Source organism: Rhizobium sp. USDA 3886 (assembly GCF_056279785.1).
The window spans coordinates 1,954,643-1,970,891 of record NZ_JBWCDC010000001.1 but is presented as its reverse complement, the minus strand read 5'-3'; the positions used below and the strand labels follow the sequence as shown (position 1 = coordinate 1,970,891).

At 62.9% G+C, this 16,249-nt stretch carries 18 protein-coding genes; 9 read left to right on the top strand and 9 right to left on the bottom strand.

The genetic code is table 11. The features are described 5' to 3' along the window. Both ACZ9BX_RS10285 and ACZ9BX_RS10280 read right to left on the bottom strand, forming a co-directional pair. The gene (locus ACZ9BX_RS10285; protein WP_476217627.1) at positions 1-732 is read right to left on the bottom strand and encodes a metallophosphoesterase; all 732 of its coding nucleotides are present in this window, start codon (positions 730-732) and stop codon (positions 1-3) included. Positions 733-744: 12 nt separating this feature from the next. Continuing rightward, positions 745-1,785 (bottom strand): zinc-dependent alcohol dehydrogenase family protein, encoded by a 1,041-nt coding sequence (locus ACZ9BX_RS10280; RefSeq protein ID WP_476217625.1) that lies wholly within the window; start codon positions 1,783-1,785, stop codon positions 745-747. 252 nt (positions 1,786-2,037) lie between these two features. Here ACZ9BX_RS10280 and ACZ9BX_RS10275 point away from each other — a divergent pair, with 252 nt between their 5' ends. Further along, entirely contained in the window at positions 2,038-2,925 is an 888-nt protein-coding gene (locus ACZ9BX_RS10275) for a branched-chain amino acid aminotransferase (protein ID WP_476217623.1), read from the top strand. Between the two features lie 33 nt (positions 2,926-2,958). Here the strand turns inward: ACZ9BX_RS10275 and ACZ9BX_RS10270 are convergent, their stop codons facing one another. Then, complete coding sequence (locus ACZ9BX_RS10270) at positions 2,959-3,537, bottom strand: hypothetical protein (RefSeq protein WP_476219966.1); 579 nt, start codon at positions 3,535-3,537, stop codon at positions 2,959-2,961. Between the two features lie 154 nt (positions 3,538-3,691). On the opposite strand from ACZ9BX_RS10270, the gene ACZ9BX_RS10265 reads away from it, so the two are divergent. Beyond that, complete coding sequence (locus ACZ9BX_RS10265) at positions 3,692-5,788, top strand: catalase (RefSeq protein WP_476217621.1); 2,097 nt, start codon at positions 3,692-3,694, stop codon at positions 5,786-5,788. Between the two features lie 97 nt (positions 5,789-5,885). On the opposite strand, the gene ACZ9BX_RS10260 is transcribed toward ACZ9BX_RS10265, so the two are convergent. Further along, positions 5,886-7,115, bottom strand: coding sequence for a multidrug efflux MFS transporter (locus ACZ9BX_RS10260; RefSeq protein ID WP_476217619.1), 1,230 nt, complete (start codon positions 7,113-7,115; stop codon positions 5,886-5,888). Positions 7,116-7,285: 170 nt separating this feature from the next. On the opposite strand from ACZ9BX_RS10260, the gene ACZ9BX_RS10255 reads away from it, so the two are divergent. Beyond that, positions 7,286-7,618: a nuclear transport factor 2 family protein gene (locus tag ACZ9BX_RS10255; RefSeq protein ID WP_476217617.1), complete on the top strand. Its 333-nt coding sequence runs from the start codon at positions 7,286-7,288 to the stop codon at positions 7,616-7,618. A 165-nt stretch (positions 7,619-7,783) separates the two neighbouring features. Here ACZ9BX_RS10255 and ACZ9BX_RS10250 read toward each other — a convergent pair whose 3' ends face one another. Beyond that, complete coding sequence (locus ACZ9BX_RS10250) at positions 7,784-8,515, bottom strand: sulfite exporter TauE/SafE family protein (protein WP_476217615.1); 732 nt, start codon at positions 8,513-8,515, stop codon at positions 7,784-7,786. 543 nt (positions 8,516-9,058) lie between these two features. On the opposite strand from ACZ9BX_RS10250, the gene ACZ9BX_RS10245 reads away from it, so the two are divergent. Both ACZ9BX_RS10245 and ACZ9BX_RS10240 read left to right on the top strand, forming a co-directional pair. After that, entirely contained in the window at positions 9,059-9,208 is a 150-nt protein-coding gene (locus ACZ9BX_RS10245; RefSeq protein ID WP_165928111.1) for a hypothetical protein, read from the top strand. Between the two features lie 88 nt (positions 9,209-9,296). After that, a complete protein-coding gene (locus ACZ9BX_RS10240; protein WP_087002610.1) occupies positions 9,297-9,623 on the top strand; it encodes a GCG_CRPN prefix-to-repeats domain-containing protein in 327 nt (108 codons plus the stop codon). Between the two features lie 62 nt (positions 9,624-9,685). On the opposite strand, the gene ACZ9BX_RS10235 is transcribed toward ACZ9BX_RS10240, so the two are convergent. The 3 genes from ACZ9BX_RS10235 to ACZ9BX_RS10225 all read right to left on the bottom strand — a co-directional run bounded on the left by ACZ9BX_RS10235 (position 9,686) and on the right by ACZ9BX_RS10225 (position 12,232). Continuing rightward, on the bottom strand, positions 9,686-10,489 hold the full coding sequence (locus ACZ9BX_RS10235) for a COG3904 family protein (RefSeq protein ID WP_476217612.1): 804 nt from the start codon (positions 10,487-10,489) through the stop codon (positions 9,686-9,688). Beyond that, positions 10,486-11,787 carry a hypothetical protein gene (locus tag ACZ9BX_RS10230; RefSeq protein WP_476217610.1) on the bottom strand — a complete coding sequence of 434 codons (1,302 nt, stop codon included), beginning with the start codon at positions 11,785-11,787 and terminating at the stop codon, positions 10,486-10,488. Before ACZ9BX_RS10230 ends, ACZ9BX_RS10235 begins: the two co-directional genes overlap by 4 nt. 115 nt (positions 11,788-11,902) lie before the next feature. After that, a complete protein-coding gene (locus ACZ9BX_RS10225; protein ID WP_087002655.1) occupies positions 11,903-12,232 on the bottom strand; it encodes a hypothetical protein in 330 nt (109 codons plus the stop codon). Positions 12,233-12,445: 213 nt separating this feature from the next. Between ACZ9BX_RS10225 and ACZ9BX_RS10220 the strand changes: the two genes are divergently transcribed. The 3 genes from ACZ9BX_RS10220 to ACZ9BX_RS10210 all read left to right on the top strand — a co-directional run bounded on the left by ACZ9BX_RS10220 (position 12,446) and on the right by ACZ9BX_RS10210 (position 14,645). Then, the gene (locus ACZ9BX_RS10220) at positions 12,446-13,048 is read left to right on the top strand and encodes a superoxide dismutase (protein WP_476217607.1); all 603 of its coding nucleotides are present in this window, start codon (positions 12,446-12,448) and stop codon (positions 13,046-13,048) included. A gap of 182 nt (positions 13,049-13,230) precedes the next feature. Then, positions 13,231-14,076, top strand: a complete 846-nt coding sequence (locus tag ACZ9BX_RS10215; RefSeq protein WP_476217605.1) for a metallophosphoesterase — start codon at positions 13,231-13,233, stop codon at positions 14,074-14,076. A gap of 77 nt (positions 14,077-14,153) precedes the next feature. Beyond that, entirely contained in the window at positions 14,154-14,645 is a 492-nt protein-coding gene (locus ACZ9BX_RS10210; RefSeq protein WP_476217603.1) for an anthrone oxygenase family protein, read from the top strand. 28 nt (positions 14,646-14,673) lie between these two features. Here the strand turns inward: ACZ9BX_RS10210 and ACZ9BX_RS10205 are convergent, their stop codons facing one another. Continuing rightward, a complete protein-coding gene (locus ACZ9BX_RS10205) occupies positions 14,674-15,375 on the bottom strand; it encodes a helix-turn-helix transcriptional regulator (RefSeq protein ID WP_476217601.1) in 702 nt (233 codons plus the stop codon). Between the two features lie 131 nt (positions 15,376-15,506). Here ACZ9BX_RS10205 and ACZ9BX_RS10200 point away from each other — a divergent pair, with 131 nt between their 5' ends. Continuing rightward, complete coding sequence (locus ACZ9BX_RS10200) at positions 15,507-16,145, top strand: LysE family translocator (protein ID WP_476217599.1); 639 nt, start codon at positions 15,507-15,509, stop codon at positions 16,143-16,145. Positions 16,146-16,249: the final 104 nt, after the last annotated feature.

Genomic DNA, 16,249 nt, shown 5'->3' with positions numbered 1-16,249 from the left:
TCAGACGGAAACGTGACTGCTGACCAGCCGGCCGTTCCGAAGATCATGGATCATGAGGGCGGGAGGGTCGGTGACAGGCGGTTCGCGTAACGGATCGAGCAGCAAAGGATTGGCAGGACAGATCGAGCCGGATATGTACGCCGGAATACCTGCGATCAGGCTCGCCATTGGCCGATGGACATGACCGCTGCAGATTGCGATGGGGCGTCTTATGCCGCTCGATAGCAGGTCGCTCAGCGCATCCGCACCTACGCATATGATATTATCTAGAGGCGATATGCCGGTAGGGAAGACATGGTGATGCATGAAGAGCAACGGTATGGCTGACGGATCGCTCGCCAGAGTCTGCCGCAACCACGGGAGATGTTCCGTGACATCGCCATGGGCGTGTCCGTCGACGCATGTGTCGAGGCCGATGATCAGCGCGGCGCCATGGCGTTCGGCAAAATGCATTCTTTCGCCATCGGCCCGATAGGCGGCCTCGGGCATCGCCGCGCGCATGACGGTGCGGTCGTCCGCGTTGCCGGGGAGGAATGAAGTGCGGCACGCGAGACTTTGCAACGCGGCAGTTATCTGCACGTAGCCTTCCCGCCAGCCGCCGTTGACGAGATCCCCGGACACCACGACGACATCCGGCTGCACCGTGGCCAGCCAGGAAATCGCCCTGTCAAGCCGGGCAAGGTTGTCATTACTTGGGCTGGCGTGGATATCGCTTATCTGGGCGATCAGCATGGCACCACCTCTTCAGAACCGCGTAATCACGCTGATCCCGGTTCCTTCCGCGCTGTCCATCGCCATCAGCGCCGGCACCGCCTCTTCCAGGCTGATCGTCCGGCCGATCAGCTTCTGCGGAGCGATCTTGCCGGCGGCAAGCATGGAGAGCATGGCGTCGTAGCGCCAGGCCTGCATGCCGTGGCTGCCGTAGATTTCCAGCTCATGGCTGATCACCTGCGCCATCGGGATTTGCGGCGTCGAATGCTCTCCGAGCATCAGCCCGATCTGCACATGGCGGCCGCGGCGGCGGAGATTCTTGATCGAGTTGAAGCAGGTGACGGGATGGCCGAGCGCGTCGATCGAGACATGCGCGCCACCCTTGGTGATCTCGCGCACGGCTTCTGCGACATCGGCGACAGCCGCCGCGTTGATTGTCGCCACTGCCCCGCATTCGCGCGCAAAGGCAAGCTTCTCCTCGGAAATGTCGATCGCGATCGGATTGGCGCCGAGCGCGCTGGCGATCATGATCGCCGAAAGGCCGACGCCGCCCGCGCCATGGATGGCGATCCACTCGCCGGGTCCGGTGCGCGCCTGGTCGGCAACGGCGCGGAACGAGGTGGCGAAACGGCAGCCGAGGCTTGCCGCCGTCGCATCGTCGATGCTGTCGGGCAGATGCACGAGATTGGTGTCGGCATAGTCGATCGCGACATATTCGGCAAACGAGCCCCAACGCGTGAAACCGGGCTGAAACTGGTTCGGGCAGACCTGCTGGTTGCCGGAATGGCATTCGCTGCAATGGCCGCAGCCGGAAACGAAGGGCACGGTCACCCGGTCGCCCGCCTTGAAGCGCATCACGCCCCTGCCGGTGGCGACGATCTTTCCGGCGAGCTCGTGTCCCGGCACATGCGGCAGGCGGATATCCGGATCGTGCCCCATCCAGCCGTGCCAGTCGCTGCGGCAAAGGCCGGTCGCGGCGATGGCGATGACCACGCCGTCCTCGCTCGGCGTGGGGTCAGGCACGGTGCGGATGTCTGGGGCCTGCTCGAAGGCTTCGTAATACATGGCTTTCATCGGACGGCCTCCTGCTCTGTTGTTTGAGATTCCGCCTTCATGATGCCACGTGGAAGCATCTCGCACCAACACACCGTTCGATCATTTTCGCTGATGCACTCATCGTTTTCATGCAGGCGGACGCGCATGATTGTTGCGGCGGAATGGCCGGCTGCGGCATTTTTGTTGCGTCCGCTTGGAGCGGCCGAATTTCCGCTTGACCCTGCCTGCCGGGAAGGATTTTGCTTCTCCAACTTTTGGGAGGAGAAGATCATGCCCGTCGATACATCGCCCCGCACGGCCACCTGGACACATGTCGAGGGCGAGTGGCTTCCCGGAAATCCGCCGCTGATCGGCCCGACCTCGCATGCCATGTGGCTTGCGTCCACGGTCTTCGACGGCGCCCGCTGGTTCGACGGTATTGCGCCGGATCTCGACCTGCACTGCCAGCGCGTCAACCGTTCCGCCGTCAACATGGGCCTGAAGCCTCTGAAGACGGCCGAGGAGATCGAGGCGCTTGCCTGGGAGGGGATCGGGAAATTCGACGGCAAAACGCCGATCTACATCAAGCCGATGTACTGGGGCGAGCACGGCTCGCCGGGCAGCGTCGTCTCCGTCGATGCGGAATCGACCCGTTTCGCGCTCTGCCTTTTCGAAGCGCCGATGGGCGGCCACAGCGGCTCGTCGCTGACCGTCTCGCCCTTCCGCCGCCCGTCGCCGGAAACGGCGACGACGGACGCCAAGGCAGGCGGGCTTTATCCGAATAGCGGCCGCGCCATCGCCGAAGCGCAAAGCCGCGGCTTCGACAATGCCCTCATGCGCGACCTGAACGGCAACGTCGCCGAAACGGCATCCTCCAACATCTTCATGGTCAAGGACGGCGTCGTTTCCACGCCGGCCGCCAACCGCACTTTCCTCGCCGGCATCACCCGCGCCCGCGTCATGGGTCTGCTGCGCCAGGCAGGCTTCGACGTGCGCGAAGTGGCGCTTTCCGTCGAAGATTTCATGAATGCCGACGAAATCTTCACCAGCGGCAACTACTCCAAGATCGTCGGCGTCAACCGCCTCGACGGCCGCGATTTCGAAGACGGCCCGGTCGCCCGCAAGGCGCTCGATCTCTACATGGACTGGGCCCACGGCCGCACTCATAGCGGCGAGTAGCGATCATGTGCAGGGACCGCGTTTTGGTGGTCCTCACGAAAAAGGTACGCGTGGGTCCTGCACCAGGTAAAACTCGGGAACCGGCGTGACGTCAGTGACAAAAAAGCCAAACGCCGGCCGGTCCAGGGGATCAGCGTGGCCGCTGGTGAAGCGCAGCCGGTCAAAGCTCTCGAAGCGGTTCTCGAAACGGGCAAATCGGCTGGACGAAATGAAGTCCGGATTGGGGTTGGTCTGATCGAACGACAGACCGTCATAGAACTCGCTTGGTTTGCCGAGAATCTCTTGAAGTTCGAATTCGAACTCGATCCAGGCCAATCCGCTCTTGTTCAGGGCGACAACGCGCAAGTGGAAGGCACCCTCGGGAAACCCGTGATATTGAATTGGCCTTGCGGCCCTGATCACCAAAGTGACGGGGCTGGCTGAGTCGAGTTCCTCGTTGATTTCGATCGGATCGGCTTTTGTACCTGAGCCTGTCACTGACAGGATGCGGAAGCCGCCAAGCTCATCGGAGAAGGAATAATCCCCAGCATACCAGCGTCCGTCGTCAGCCGGCCCGGCACTGATGAGCGACAGTGTCAGCAACGCACCCAAGATTCGCAAGTGACGCGTCATCGATCGAGTTCCTTCAGAGGAGTATCGCAGCCACGCGGCGAATTTCAAGCGCTCAGCAGGCGTAAGGTGGCGGAACTCGATTGCCGGCACCCCGGGAGGAACATTTGCCCACCGTCCTCGTTTGGCGTCTATCACGCAAAATGAGGGACGTATCATGTCCGACAACCCGTTCGATACCAGCCGCGGCAATGGCGGCGAGACGCATCAGCGTATCCCCGAGAAAGGTCCGCACGAGGGCCTCGATCACCTGACCACAAATCAGGGCATCCGGATTTCTGACAATCAGAACAGCCTGCGCTCGGGCACGCGCGGCCCGACGCTGCTCGAGGATTTCGTGCTGCGCGAGAAGATCTTCCATTTCGACCATGAGCGGATCCCGGAGCGGATCGTCCATGCCCGCGGTTCCGCGGCACACGGGTATTTCGAACTGACGGAATCACTTTCCGGCATCACCAAGGCCGACCTTTTCCAGCGCAAGGGCGAGAAGACGCCGGTCTTCGTGCGCTTCTCGACGGTTGCCGGCGGTGCCGGTTCGGTCGACACCCCGCGCGACGTGCGCGGCTTTGCGGTCAAGTTCTATACGAAGGAAGGCAATTGGGATCTGGTCGGCAACAATATCCCGGTCTTCTTCATTCAGGATGCCATCAAGTTTCCCGATCTCGTCCACGCGGTGAAGATGGAGGCCGACCGTGCCTATCCGCAGGCCGGCAGCGCTCATGACACCTTCTGGGACTGGGCGTCGCTGATGCCCGAAAGCACCCACATGCTGATGTGGGCGATGTCCGACCGCGCCATCCCGCGCTCCTTCCGGATGATGCAGGGCTTCGGCGTCCACACGTTCCGTTTCATCGATAAGACTGGAAAGTCGACCTTCGTGAAGTTCCACTGGAAGCCGAAGCTCGGTCTCCAATCGACCGTCTGGGACGAGGCGTTGAAGCTGCAGGCGGCCGATAACGATTTCCATCGCCGCGATCTCTATGAGGCGATCGAAGCCGGAAACTTCCCGGAATGGGAACTCGGCCTGCAGCTTTTCGATGAGGATTTCGCCGGCAAGCAGCCCTATGACGTGCTCGATGCCACCAAGATCATCCCGGAGGAAGTGCTGCCGCTGAAAATCGTGGGCCGCCTCGTGCTGGATCGCAACCCGGACAATTTCTTTGCCGAGACCGAACAGGTTGCCTTTTGCCCTGCCAATATCGTGCCCGGCGTCGATTTCACCAATGACCCGCTGCTGCAGGGGCGCCTCTTTAGCTATCTCGACACGCAGAAATCGCGCCTCGGCACCGCGAATTTCCATCAGCTGCCGATCAACGCGCCGAAATGTCCGGTCATGAACTTCCAGCGTGACGGACAGATGCAGATGAATGTCCCGGCGGGCCGCGCCAATTACGAGCCGAACAGCCTTGTGACGCATGGCGAGGGTGGCGGACCACGCGAATGTCCCGTCACCGGCTTCCCGACGTTCAAAGCTGCAACCGGAACCGAGGAACAGGGCGACAAGCTGCGCATCCGCGCCGAACTTTTCGCCGACCACTACAGCCAGGCGCGGTTGTTCTGGAAATCGCAGACGCATTCGGAACAGGCCCACATCGCCTCGTCCTTCGTCTTCGAGCTTTCCAAGGTCGGCCTGAAGCAAGTGCCGCCGCGCATGGTCGGTAACCTCTTGAACGTCGATCCCGAGCTTGCCAAGCGTGTCGCCGAAGGTCTCGGCATTGACTTGCCAGAGAAGAATCCCGCCGCCCGCGAGCCGGTCGACATGGCCCCGTCGCCGGCGCTTTCGATCCAGAAGAACATGAAGCAGACGGTCGAGGGCCGTAAGATCGGCATCCTGATCGCCGACGGCAGCGACGCCCACGCCCTGCAATCTCTGGTGAACTCGATCGAGGATGCGAATGCGACGGCCTTTGTCGTTGCCCCGAAGGTCGGGAAGGCAAGGCTGTCGGACGGCAGCGTCATAAAAGCCGATGGCCAGCTCGCAGGTTCTCCGTCGCAGATATTCGACGCTGTGGCGGTTCTCCTGTCCGGGGAGGGAACCGGGATATTGCTGAAGGAAGGTGCCGCGGTGCAATGGGTGATGAATGCCTTCGTGCACCTGAAGGCGATCGGCCACACGCCGGAAGCCTTGCCCCTGCTTCACAAGGCCGGCGTCGAACCGGATGAGGGCGTGATCATCTTGGACGGCGGCGCATTCCTCGATGCCGCCGCCAAGCGCTACTGGTACCGCGAGCCGAATGTGCGCATGCTGGCGTGAGTAGTGGCCTGATCTGCCGTGCCGCCCCCTCATCCGCCCTTCGGGCACCCTCTCCCCTCGGGGGAGAGGGTAGGGTGAGGGCCTCCGCCACGAACTATCATAAGTTGTCCTCCCTCGGCCGCACCATCCACGCATAGGCCGCACCCGCCAGGAGCAGCACGCAGGTGCCGAGAAAGACCGCCCTCATGCCGATATGGCCGCCGACGAAGCCGCCGAGCACCGGGCCGGCGACCTGGCCGGCATATTGCGTCGAGATCGAAAGCCCGAGAATGCTACCGGCGGCGCTGTCCGGCACGCTGTGGCGGATGACGGCGGTGATGCAGGGCAGCAGTCCGCCGAGCGCAATGCCCATCAGGAGGCGCAGCACGATCAGCTGCCAGGGCTCGGTGACGAAGGCCTGCGGAACCAGGAGGAGGCCCGCAACGGCAAGCGCACCAGCGATCACCGGCCAGTGCCCGAGCCGGTCGGCGAGCTTGCCGAGGCGCGCCGCCGAAAGGATGCTGCCGAGTGCCGCCGCCGACATGACGATGCCGGCGGTCATCGTCACCTGCCCCTGGTTCTCCACCAGCTGCGCCACATAGACGGTGATGATCGGCTCGATCGACATGTTGGCGAGCATCAAAAGCAGGCCGGTCGCAAGCATGGCGACCACCGGGCCCTTGTCCGGGATCGCGCGCCAGCCGCCGCTAGCTTTCGCCGCCTGTTTGCGGGCAGGGGACTTCTCCTCCTTGATCAGGAAGGCGGTCGCGAGAAACGCGAGGAAAATCACGCTGCCTGCCGCGAGAAACGTGCCGCGGATGCCGATGACGGGCGGCAGCGCCCCGCCGATCAGCGGCCCGACGAGATTGCCCGCCATGATGCCCGAGGACAGAACCCCGAGCGCCCAGGCCGAGCGGTCCTTCGGCGTCTGCGTCGCGACCAGCACCATGGAGCCCGAGGCATAGCCGCCCGCAAGCCCGACGAAAAGCCTGAGCGCCACCAGCTGCCAGACGTTCCCCGCCATGCCCATCAGCGAGATGGCGATCGTCATGCCGAGACTGGCGCGCACCAGCATCAGCTTGCGCCCGTAGATGTCGCCGAGCCGCCCCCAGAGCGGTGCCACAAGCGCGGCGGCGAAGAAGGTCGCGCCATAGGCAATGCCCGACCACTGCACGATCGCCGCATGGTCGCCGACGCCGAGTTCCTCGACATAAAGCGGCAGGAAGGGAAGCAGCAGCGTCATCGCCACGATGGTGGTGAAGGAACCGGTCAGCGAAATGGCGAGGTTGCGTTTCCAGTAGGCTGACCCGGCCGCCGCGTCCGCCGCGTCCATCTGCGTCTCTGTCATGTCGGGATCTCTATGGGTACTGTTTTGGAAGAGGCACGAGCCTACGCCCCGCCGGCTCCGGTGCCAAGGACGGATCGAGCCGCAACCGTCCGGCGATTTGCGCCTAGTGTCCTTTTCTGCTATCAACTGATTGCAATCTGCAATCGGATTTGAAGAGGAGGAGAACTGCGATGACAATCCGCGAAGAAACCGTCCGTGGCCTCTACGACGCCTATGTCCAAGGCCGCAAGGACATCGTTCGGGACATGCTGAGCGACGATTTCACCTTCTCCAGCCCGCGCGACGACCATATCGGCCGCCACGAATATTTCGACCGATGCTGGCCGGAACCGCCGCCGTTTCGCAGCATGGAGATCGAATTCCTGGCGATCGACGGCGAGGAAGCCGTCGTCCGCTACCGCGCCGCAAAGCACGACGGCAGCGCCTTCCGCAACATGGAGACGCTGCGCTTCAAGGACGGCAAGCTTGCTGCAGTGGAGGTTTATTTCGGGCGGGAAGCTTAGTTCTGGGAGTGGCATCACAGCTCTGCATTCCGCCGCCCCTTACCCTGCCCTCTCCCCGAGGGGAGAGGGTGGCCCGGAGGGTCGGATGAGGGGTGAGCGACGCAAGGCGCGAACGTCGAAGCAATAAGCGAAGACGACATCTTGGAAGGCTGTGCCGCCCACCCCCTAGAAAAACCGTATCGCCGTCGTCGAGATGATGACGAGCGAGACGGTGATCATCAAGGGCTTGACCGGCAGGCGCCTGACGAGCATCGCGCCGAGCGGCGCGGCGATTACGCCGCCGACGATGAGGCCGATCGCCGAGCTCAGCTCTGACCAGCCGAGCGTCAGCATGAAGGTGAGCGAGATGATCGCGGTCACCGCGAATTCGGTGAGGCTGGTGGAGCCGATCACCTTTTTCGGATCGTGCCCGCGGCCGACGAGCGTGCTGGTAACGATCGGACCCCAGCCGCCGCCGCCGATCGCGTCGAGCACGCCGCCGCCAAGCCCGACGGGCGGCACGATCCAGTCCTTGACGTCGCGCGGCCAGCGCGGCTGGAACGCCTTGAAGAGAATGATGAGGCCGACCGTGATCAGATAGGCCGAAACGAAGGGCTCGATCGCCTTCCCGTCGACATTGGCGAGAATATAGGCCCCGACCGCCCCTCCGATCATGCCCGCAGGCGCCAGCCGCACCACGAGCTTCCAGTCGACATTGCGGTGATAGACATGCGATGCGCCCGACGCCGCGGTCGTGAAGATCTCCGCCACATGCGTCATCGCGCTGGCATTGGCGACCGGCACGCCAAGCGCCAGGAGGCTCGTCGTCGAGAGCACCCCGAACGCCATGCCGAGCGCGCCGTCGACGATTTGCGCGCAGAAACCGACCAGTACGAAGAAGATGAAATCAAGCGTCATAAAAGTCCCCGAACCGGCGGCTTCCCCAATCAACACATGGCGGGCGAGAAAAGTTCCTTCCGCAGTGTTCGACGAGCCTTGCTTCAGGTCCAAGTCTCGCGCGATAAGGCCTTTTATTCGTGATCATCATTCTAGTGCCGCCCGCTAACGAATCTGATGGATATCGAGACTGTCCGCCACTTATTTCTTGTAGAGGGGATTATGCGTTGGTCTGGACGGTGCGCGGCATTGGCTGCGGCTAACCCAATTGAACCGCTTTATCTGGCCCGGCTATGAATTTCGTCCACGGCCTGATGATCCCAACGCGTTGATTACGGGTTCATTCCCGAGGATTCTTCAACCAGGTCAAAGCTGCAATCGTCGCGGAAATAAAAGGAAGAGGCTCTCTCTCGCCGCGGGATGAATAGCCTTGGCGTTCAGATTCGAACTGTGGAATTTTGCTACATAACTCTGACCTTAACCATATCGCTTAGGCTTTCGTTCATCCTCCCGCATCAGTTTGCGCCCCTGTGGCTGGGAACCAACCATTGAGGATCGGAAGCTATGACCCATGTACTCGTGCTCTTCTCGGCTGTAACCGCGATCGTCGTATCGGTATCGGCAATCGGCTCCAAGCCGGCGCCGGACAATCCGGCGTGGCCGGAAATCCATCCGGTGAAGACCTCGCGCGTTCTGCCCGCGCCTGCGCGTTGATGCCTGCGCGTTGATGAACGGGCAGTTCATTATCGGTTCAGGGCCGCGGGGCTAAATCTCGCTTCGGCTGGATTTATGGAGACACGCAATGAAGATTATCTCGCTGGCAGCAGCGCTCGTTATCGGAGGCCTTTCGGCAGTTTCCGCCGAAGCGATGCCGATGGCGCCGGCGCATGCCGAACCCGCCGCCCCGTCTGCCATCACCAAGGTCGACTATGCCTGCGGCCCGGGGTGGCGTCTGACCCGCTGGGGCGAATGCCGCCCGCGCTTCTACCGCCCGCCGCCGCGTTACTGGGGTCCGCCGCCCCAGCGCTGGGGTTGGGGCTGGGAGCGCCCGCGTCACCATCGCCACGACCGCGACCGCGACTGGGGCCGCCACGACCGCTATGACCGCTACGAGCGCAGCAGCTTCTGAGCGGCGCAGCGATCGGTAAACGCTGAGATTGGCGAAGCCGGGACGGAAATGCTGCCCCGGCTTTATTTTGTCTTCCGGGCCGCCACCTTTTCCGGCGCCGTCGCCAGCGCGAATTTTCTGATTTCTTCCGGCGTCAGATAATAGAGCCGGTCGGGCGGCGTCTCCATCGCATGCAGCCACAGGCCGGGCTTGATGCCCATCTCGCCGAGATGGCGGGTGACGTCGGCTGTCGTGCGCTGCGCCTCTGACATGGCGCGCTCCGGCGAAAGCTTCTCCTTCGAACCGTTGAAGACCTGATGCACGCCGATGACGGCGCCGTTCTCGGCCTCGCGGGTCACGCCGCCGGCCATGATGATCGGGCAGGAGGAGGCGCAGAGCGCGCCGCCCGCCACCCTTGTGCCGATCTTCCGTTCGCGGATGAGCTTCGACATCGCCAGCGCATCGCCGACGGCACCGCCCGGCGAATCCAGCGAAATGGTCTTTACATATTCGCCGCGCGCCGCGATCTCCTTTTCGAAGCGGGCGGCCGCACCCGACTCGATCGCCCCTTGCGCCAGAAGCACGCCACCCGGTTTGAGCTCGAAGCGGATCGGCTGCTTGAGGAGCTCGATGCTGGTGGTGATCTCGGAGGGTGATGCCTGCGGCCCGCCCTCCGTCAGCGCCGGCGGCAGCACCGGCATCGTCTCCGGCTGCGCCGGGTCGAAGCCCGGCAGTTCCGCATTGGCGGCGCTGATTTCGCGCCAGTCGATGACGGCAAGCACGATCGCCGCAGAAAGCAGGGCGTGGAAAACATGCCGCATGAGCGCGCCGTCATCTGCCGAAAGCACGTAATCTTTCAGCCGCCGTCCTGCAGTCTCCAGCCTCATGCGGGCGGTCCCTTCCTCGGGCCCTTGCCGGAAAGATCGAAGCTCGCAATGTTCGATTGGTCCGGCGTTTCGCTTTTCTCTGCCTCGGCGAGCGCGGTTTCGAGATCGACGCCGCTCTGCCGGACGGCCCGCTGCACCTCCAGCGCCTGCAGAAGCTCGGCCGCGGTGATGCGCTCGGCAAACGGCAGGCGCTGTTCCTGGCGCCGCAACGTCGAGTGGACGATCGACAGCATGAAGATCAGCACCGCCGGCAGGATATCGATCGAGATTGCGCCGGCCCAGCTCGGGATGAAGTCGGACGCATAGCGCAGCACCGCTTCGGCCGAGGAGAGCGGCACGAACCGCCGCTCGGCGACCGGTTGGCGCGAAAGGATCTGGTCGGCGGCCTGTGACAGCACCTTGGATTGCGCCGCGACCGAGGATCGGATCGTCTCCATGACCTGATCCTGCCTTGTGGCAAGATCCGCCTCGCGGCCATCGGCGACGGGGGCGATGAAGCCGAGCGAAAGGTCTTCCGCCGCCCGCTTCACCGACGGCGCGATGGAGGTCTGCTCCAGCGAGGTGATGACGCCGGAAAGCCCGACGACTTCGGCGGCGAACTGGTCGGCGCGCGGATCGATGGCGCCCGGGGCCGAAACCAGCGTGCGCATCGTTTCCAGGTGCTTGCGGCCTTCGTCGAACAGCGAGGTGACGCGCTCGCGCGAGGCAGTGATGCCGTTTTCGAGCTCCGTCAGCTGCGATGCCATCTGCGACAGAAGCTGCACGACGCTGCCGGCGCCGGTCGTGCCGGTCAGCGCGCCGGTTTCCCGCTCCTGGTCGGCCAGCCGCTCGAAGCGCTCCTGCGTGCGCTGGATGTCCGGCAGCAGGCTTTGGGCCGCCAGCGCGTTCTGATGCGCCTTGTCGAGGTCGGCGGTGTAATCCTCCAGCGTCTCGGCAAGATGCTGTTCGAGTGCGGCCGAGCCCGCGAGTGCCGCCGCGTTCAGCCAGCTCGACATGGCGATGATCATCGCACAGCCGAGCGCCATGACGCCCAGCATCGCACCGCGTCCCGCGGCACCCGTCACATGCGGATAGAAGCGCGCCATGTAGGTCCAGAAGGCATAGATCGCCACCGAGACCGCGCTGGAATAGATGAGGGCGGCGAAGAAGACGGCCGTCGCCGAACCGTCGAGGATGCTGCGCACGCCGAGATAAGTGTAGACGCCGGATGCGAGCGCTAGGACGGCGAACGCGAAACGCGTCATTGTTTCGACGGCGTCGATGCCGTCCTGCAGGCGATGGGATGCGCCGAGCGCCATGGGTTTCCTCCCGGTGGTATCCTCTTAAGAAACCATTAAAATCCCGGCGAAAACAAGGCCCGCAAAAGCAGCGGATCGCTTACGCCGCTGGAGGTATGCCGGGCGGGCGGCGCGCCTACTCTTCCGGAAGCAGGTTGAGCGTCGGCGTGTCCAGTTCGCTGCCGATTTCCACGGCTTTCGATTGCTTGTCGTAAACGCAGATATGGGTGACGAAGCCGTTGGCGCCTTTCGGCCTGCCCGTCACCAGCGCCAGCCCGTAATGCTCGCTGCCGAACGGATCGACGACCGCCCGTGCATCCGCGATGGAAGCCGCCGCCGCTTGCCTGCACTTGGCCTCCACATCAGCGGCAAATTCCTTCCATGCCTCGTCGGAGGACGCCTGGGCGCCGCCTGCGGTCAAAAAAACGAGGATCGCTGCGGAAAGACGGATATTATTCCTCTGCATCTTGGTTCCCTTGGGCCAGGGTGTCTGCCGGAAGCGCGGCTGCATGCCGATGATGGGCGATTTTGGCCGCCGAAGCCAGACTTGCGGGCGAGGCAAATTTTCCTCGGAGGCGGCCTTTTTTTGATGTTTCCACCGTTGCCACCCTCCGTTTTCCGCTCCTATGTTCCGCCTCACCTGCCGATCCCGCAATCTATTGCCAAGAGGAGATCTACAATGGCTTTCGAATTGCCCGCACTCCCGTACGACTACGAAGCTCTCGCACCTTTCATGTCGAAGGAGACGCTGGAGTTCCACCATGACAAGCACCACAAGGCTTACGTCGACAACGGCAACAAGCTCGCGGCTGAAGCAGGCCTCGCCGATCTTTCGCTCGAAGAGGTCGTGAAGAAGTCCTTCGGCACCAATGCCGGCCTCTTCAACAATGCCGCCCAGCACTACAATCACGTCCATTTCTGGAAGTGGATGAAGAAGGGCGGCGGCGGCAACAAGCTGCCGGGCAAGCTGGAAGCGGCCTTCACCTCCGACCTCGGCGGCTACGACAAGTTCAAGGCCGATTTCGCCAATGCCGGCGCCACCCAGTTCGGCTCCGGCTGGGCCTGGGTTTCCGTCAAGAACGGCAAGCTCGAAATCTCCAAAACGCCGAACGGCGAAAACCCGCTCGTGCACGGCGCCACCCCGATCCTCGGCGTCGATGTCTGGGAGCATTCCTACTACATCGACTACCGCAACGCCCGCCCGAAATACCTCGAAGCCTTTATCGACAGCCTGATCAACTGGGACTACGTCCTGGAGCGCTACGAAGAAGCTACGAAGTAAGCGGCTCATCGCGAAACGGATTTTGCACCCGGCGTCAAAAGCGCCGGGTGTTTTCGTCTTTACGATCAAGTCGGGTAGGGTGCCTGTTTGTAGCAGGATCGTCCGCGCAAGCTTTGCCGGTATGAATACATCGCCGCCACCCTGTCACAGCCCTGTCACCCGACGCTCCTAATGCAACCGCCATGCCCTCTTCCGATTTTCCCCTTTTCCGCTTCGGCATCATCGCCGACCCGCAATATGCAGCGATCGCGCCGAATGTCGCGATGGACCGCTATTATGCCAACAGCCTCGCAAAGCTCGCCGAGGCGATCGAGGTGTTCAACGGCGAGGAACTGAGCTTCGTGATGACGCTCGGCGATCTCATCGACGGCATTTGGGAGAGCTTCGACGATATCCTGCCGGTCTACGAAAAGCTCCGGCACGAGAACCTGTTCCTGCTCGGCAATCACGATTTCGCGGTGCCGGCTGAGCGTCTTGCCTTTGTTTCCGCCCGCGTCGGCATGCCATCGCCCTATTATGCCTTCTCGCACCACAGCTGGCGCTTCGTCGTTTTGAACGGCAACGAAGTCAGCACCTCCGCGCCGCCTGTAGGGCATCCATACCGCGAGCTCGCAGCCGAGCGGCTGGCGGCGCTGGCGGCAACGGGCGCGATAAACGCCCATCGCTGGAACGCATCGCTGAGCGACGAACAGTTCGCATGGCTTGCGGCCCAACTGGATGCGGCAGACGAGGCCCGCGAGCGCGTGATCGTGATGAACCACTATCCCGTCTATCCGCCGAATGAGCACGACATGTGGGACCGGGAGCGCATCATCGAGTTGCTTTCCGGCCATGGCAACGCCGTTGCCTATCTCTGCGGCCACAACCACGCCGGCAACTACGGCAAGACCGGCGGCTGCCACTTCGTCAATTTCAAGGGCATGGTCGACACCGAGAAGGAAAATACTTTCGCTCTCGTCGAGGTCTTCGAAGACCGCCTCGAAATCCGCGGTTTCGGCCGCGAGGAATGCCGCACGCTGGCGCTGTAGAGACGTCATCGTTACCCGCCGGATGGAACCGATGCCTCTCCTGAAAAGTTAGTCACGAGACTTCAGGAGGCCATACCATGTTCCAGGCTCTTGAAATACTGACCGTCCTCGTTGTCGCCGTCGCGATGGCGCTCGCCCTTGCCCATGCGCTGGAACTGCCGGGCAAGATGCGGCTGTCGAAGGAGCAATACCTCGCCGTGCAGCCCATCTACTATCCCGGCTTCACTTTTGGCGGCGTCACCGAGCCGCTCGGCCTGATCATGATCCTGGCGCTGATCGTGCTGACGCCGCCCTTCAGCGGCACCTACTGGTTGACCGCCGGTGCCTTCGTGGCGTTGCTCGCCATGCATGCGATCTATTGGATGGTGACGCATCCGGTCAACAATTTCTGGCTTAAGGAAAATCAGTTGGAAGGCGCCGGGAAACGCTTTTTCGCCTTCAGGTCCCATGGAGACGGCGACACGCCGGATTGGACCGTCCTGCGCGACCGCTGGGAGCGCTCCCATGTCTTCCGCGCCGTCTTCGGCCTGATCAGCCTGATCCTGCTCGTCGCCGCCGTCGCCGTCTGACGCATCGCCGGCAGGCCTTGTCCTGATGTCAGGACGAGGCAGCAAGCGGCCTTTCCGCCCAGCCGTTCATCCATTCTTCCCGCAGCGCGTCGCCTTCCCCCCGGAAGAAGGCGTTTGCCGTTTCGCAATGCTCGACGCGGTCGCTGCGGAAATTGCGGATCGCCTGGCGCAGTTCGCACCAGCCGACGATGTTGGCATAGTTCGAATAGTAGATCAGCGCGATCGGGCGGATGGTGCGCTCGGTGGCGCGTCCCAGTTCGTCGCGGTAGTCCAGTGCCAGCTTCTGCTCGTCGCGGATCGCTCGGCGCACCATACCGAGATCGAAGCCGGCTGGCGGCGGCGCGACGGTGCCCCAGGCAAAGAGCGCCTTGTTTTCCATCGCCTGGCGGAGCGGCACCGGCACCGCGCTGGCGATCTTGTGGTTCACGCGCTTGGCCGCCCGCTTCAGCTCCGCGTCGCCGGTGCGCTCCAGGAGCGCCAGCGACAGCACGATCGCCTCCATCTCCTCGATCGAAAACATCAGCGGCGGCAGGTCGAAGCCGGGGCGCATGATATAGCCAATGCCGCGGCCGCCCTCGATCGGCACGCGCATCGCCTGCAGTGCGGCGATATCGCGATAGATGGAGCGCACGGTCACTTCCAGCGCGTCAGCCATCGCCTGCGCCGTCACCGGCTTCTTCGCCAGCCGCAGGATCTGGATGATCTCGAAAAGGCGTGACGCCTTACGCATTTTTTGCCGGTCTCCTCCAAGGCTCCTGACAATACACTGTCAGTTGTGTTTCGGTATAGCACCTGCCAATCCTATTGAAATCCAAGGCAGTCCGCGAAAAACGGCCGCCGGCTCGAAGGCAGACAACTGACATGACTTACACGGAAAACCTCTGGCTCTACTTCACCCTTCTCTTCGGCATCATCATCGTGCCGGGCATGGACATGCTCTTCGTGCTCGCGAACTCCCTGACCGGCGGCCGCAGCCGCGGCATGGCGGCAACAGCCGGCATCATGGCCGGCGGCGCGGTGCATTCGCTTTACGGAGCGATCGGCGTCGGCATCCTCGCGAGCCTGCTGCCCTCGCTCTTCAACCCGCTGCTTTTCCTGGGCGCCGCCTACATGATCTGGATCGGCTTCACCCTGATCAGCAGCTCGATCACGGTGGATACAGTCGGGGAGGGGAGCGTGCGCTCCGGCTGGCGCGCTTTCCGGCAGGGCGCCATCACCTGCCTCATCAATCCGAAGGCCTACCTCTTCATGCTCGCCGTCTATCCGCAGTTCCTCAAACCCGTCTACGGACCGATCTGGCTACAGGGGCTGATCATGGGCGCCATGACGCTCGCCACCCAGTTCGCGATCTACGGCGCAGTGGCACTCACCGCCTCGCGAAGCCGCACGCTGCTGATCTCCAATCCCGGCGCCACCATCGTCGTCGGCCGCGCCGCCGGGGCGCTGCTGATCGCCGTCTCGCTGCTGACGGCCTGGCATGGGTGGAAGATGGCGGCCTGAAGCTTGCCGACAGATCCCTTCACCTGCAATTTCTAGCACTTGGCTCGCGGCTAAATGTTGAAATTGCTTTCTCTCCCATAAAGGAAGAGGAACGTGCGGCGCGT

What these genes read in the sequence shown, in the direction of transcription:
- ACZ9BX_RS10225 (WP_087002655.1), bottom strand. Translation starts at nt 12,232, where the DNA reads ATGCAGAGGAATAATATCCGTCTTTCCGCAGCGATCCTCGTTTTTTTG.
- ACZ9BX_RS10260 (WP_476217619.1), bottom strand. Translation starts at nt 7,115, where the DNA reads ATGACAGAGACGCAGATGGACGCGGCGGACGCGGCGGCCGGGTCAGCC.
- ACZ9BX_RS10245 (WP_165928111.1), top strand. Translation starts at nt 9,059, where the DNA reads ATGACCCATGTACTCGTGCTCTTCTCGGCTGTAACCGCGATCGTCGTA.
- ACZ9BX_RS10255 (WP_476217617.1), top strand. Translation starts at nt 7,286, where the DNA reads ATGACAATCCGCGAAGAAACCGTCCGTGGCCTCTACGACGCCTATGTC.
- ACZ9BX_RS10275 (WP_476217623.1), top strand. Translation starts at nt 2,038, where the DNA reads ATGCCCGTCGATACATCGCCCCGCACGGCCACCTGGACACATGTCGAG.
- ACZ9BX_RS10250 (WP_476217615.1), bottom strand. Translation starts at nt 8,515, where the DNA reads ATGACGCTTGATTTCATCTTCTTCGTACTGGTCGGTTTCTGCGCGCAA.
- ACZ9BX_RS10200 (WP_476217599.1), top strand. Translation starts at nt 15,507, where the DNA reads ATGACTTACACGGAAAACCTCTGGCTCTACTTCACCCTTCTCTTCGGC.
- ACZ9BX_RS10240 (WP_087002610.1), top strand. Translation starts at nt 9,297, where the DNA reads ATGAAGATTATCTCGCTGGCAGCAGCGCTCGTTATCGGAGGCCTTTCG.
- ACZ9BX_RS10205 (WP_476217601.1), bottom strand. Translation starts at nt 15,375, where the DNA reads ATGCGTAAGGCGTCACGCCTTTTCGAGATCATCCAGATCCTGCGGCTG.
- ACZ9BX_RS10235 (WP_476217612.1), bottom strand. Translation starts at nt 10,489, where the DNA reads ATGAGGCTGGAGACTGCAGGACGGCGGCTGAAAGATTACGTGCTTTCG.
- ACZ9BX_RS10215 (WP_476217605.1), top strand. Translation starts at nt 13,231, where the DNA reads ATGCCCTCTTCCGATTTTCCCCTTTTCCGCTTCGGCATCATCGCCGAC.
- ACZ9BX_RS10220 (WP_476217607.1), top strand. Translation starts at nt 12,446, where the DNA reads ATGGCTTTCGAATTGCCCGCACTCCCGTACGACTACGAAGCTCTCGCA.
- ACZ9BX_RS10280 (WP_476217625.1), bottom strand. Translation starts at nt 1,785, where the DNA reads ATGAAAGCCATGTATTACGAAGCCTTCGAGCAGGCCCCAGACATCCGC.
- ACZ9BX_RS10230 (WP_476217610.1), bottom strand. Translation starts at nt 11,787, where the DNA reads ATGGCGCTCGGCGCATCCCATCGCCTGCAGGACGGCATCGACGCCGTC.
- ACZ9BX_RS10270 (WP_476219966.1), bottom strand. Translation starts at nt 3,537, where the DNA reads ATGACGCGTCACTTGCGAATCTTGGGTGCGTTGCTGACACTGTCGCTC.
- ACZ9BX_RS10265 (WP_476217621.1), top strand. Translation starts at nt 3,692, where the DNA reads ATGTCCGACAACCCGTTCGATACCAGCCGCGGCAATGGCGGCGAGACG.
- ACZ9BX_RS10285 (WP_476217627.1), bottom strand. Translation starts at nt 732, where the DNA reads ATGCTGATCGCCCAGATAAGCGATATCCACGCCAGCCCAAGTAATGAC.
- ACZ9BX_RS10210 (WP_476217603.1), top strand. Translation starts at nt 14,154, where the DNA reads ATGTTCCAGGCTCTTGAAATACTGACCGTCCTCGTTGTCGCCGTCGCG.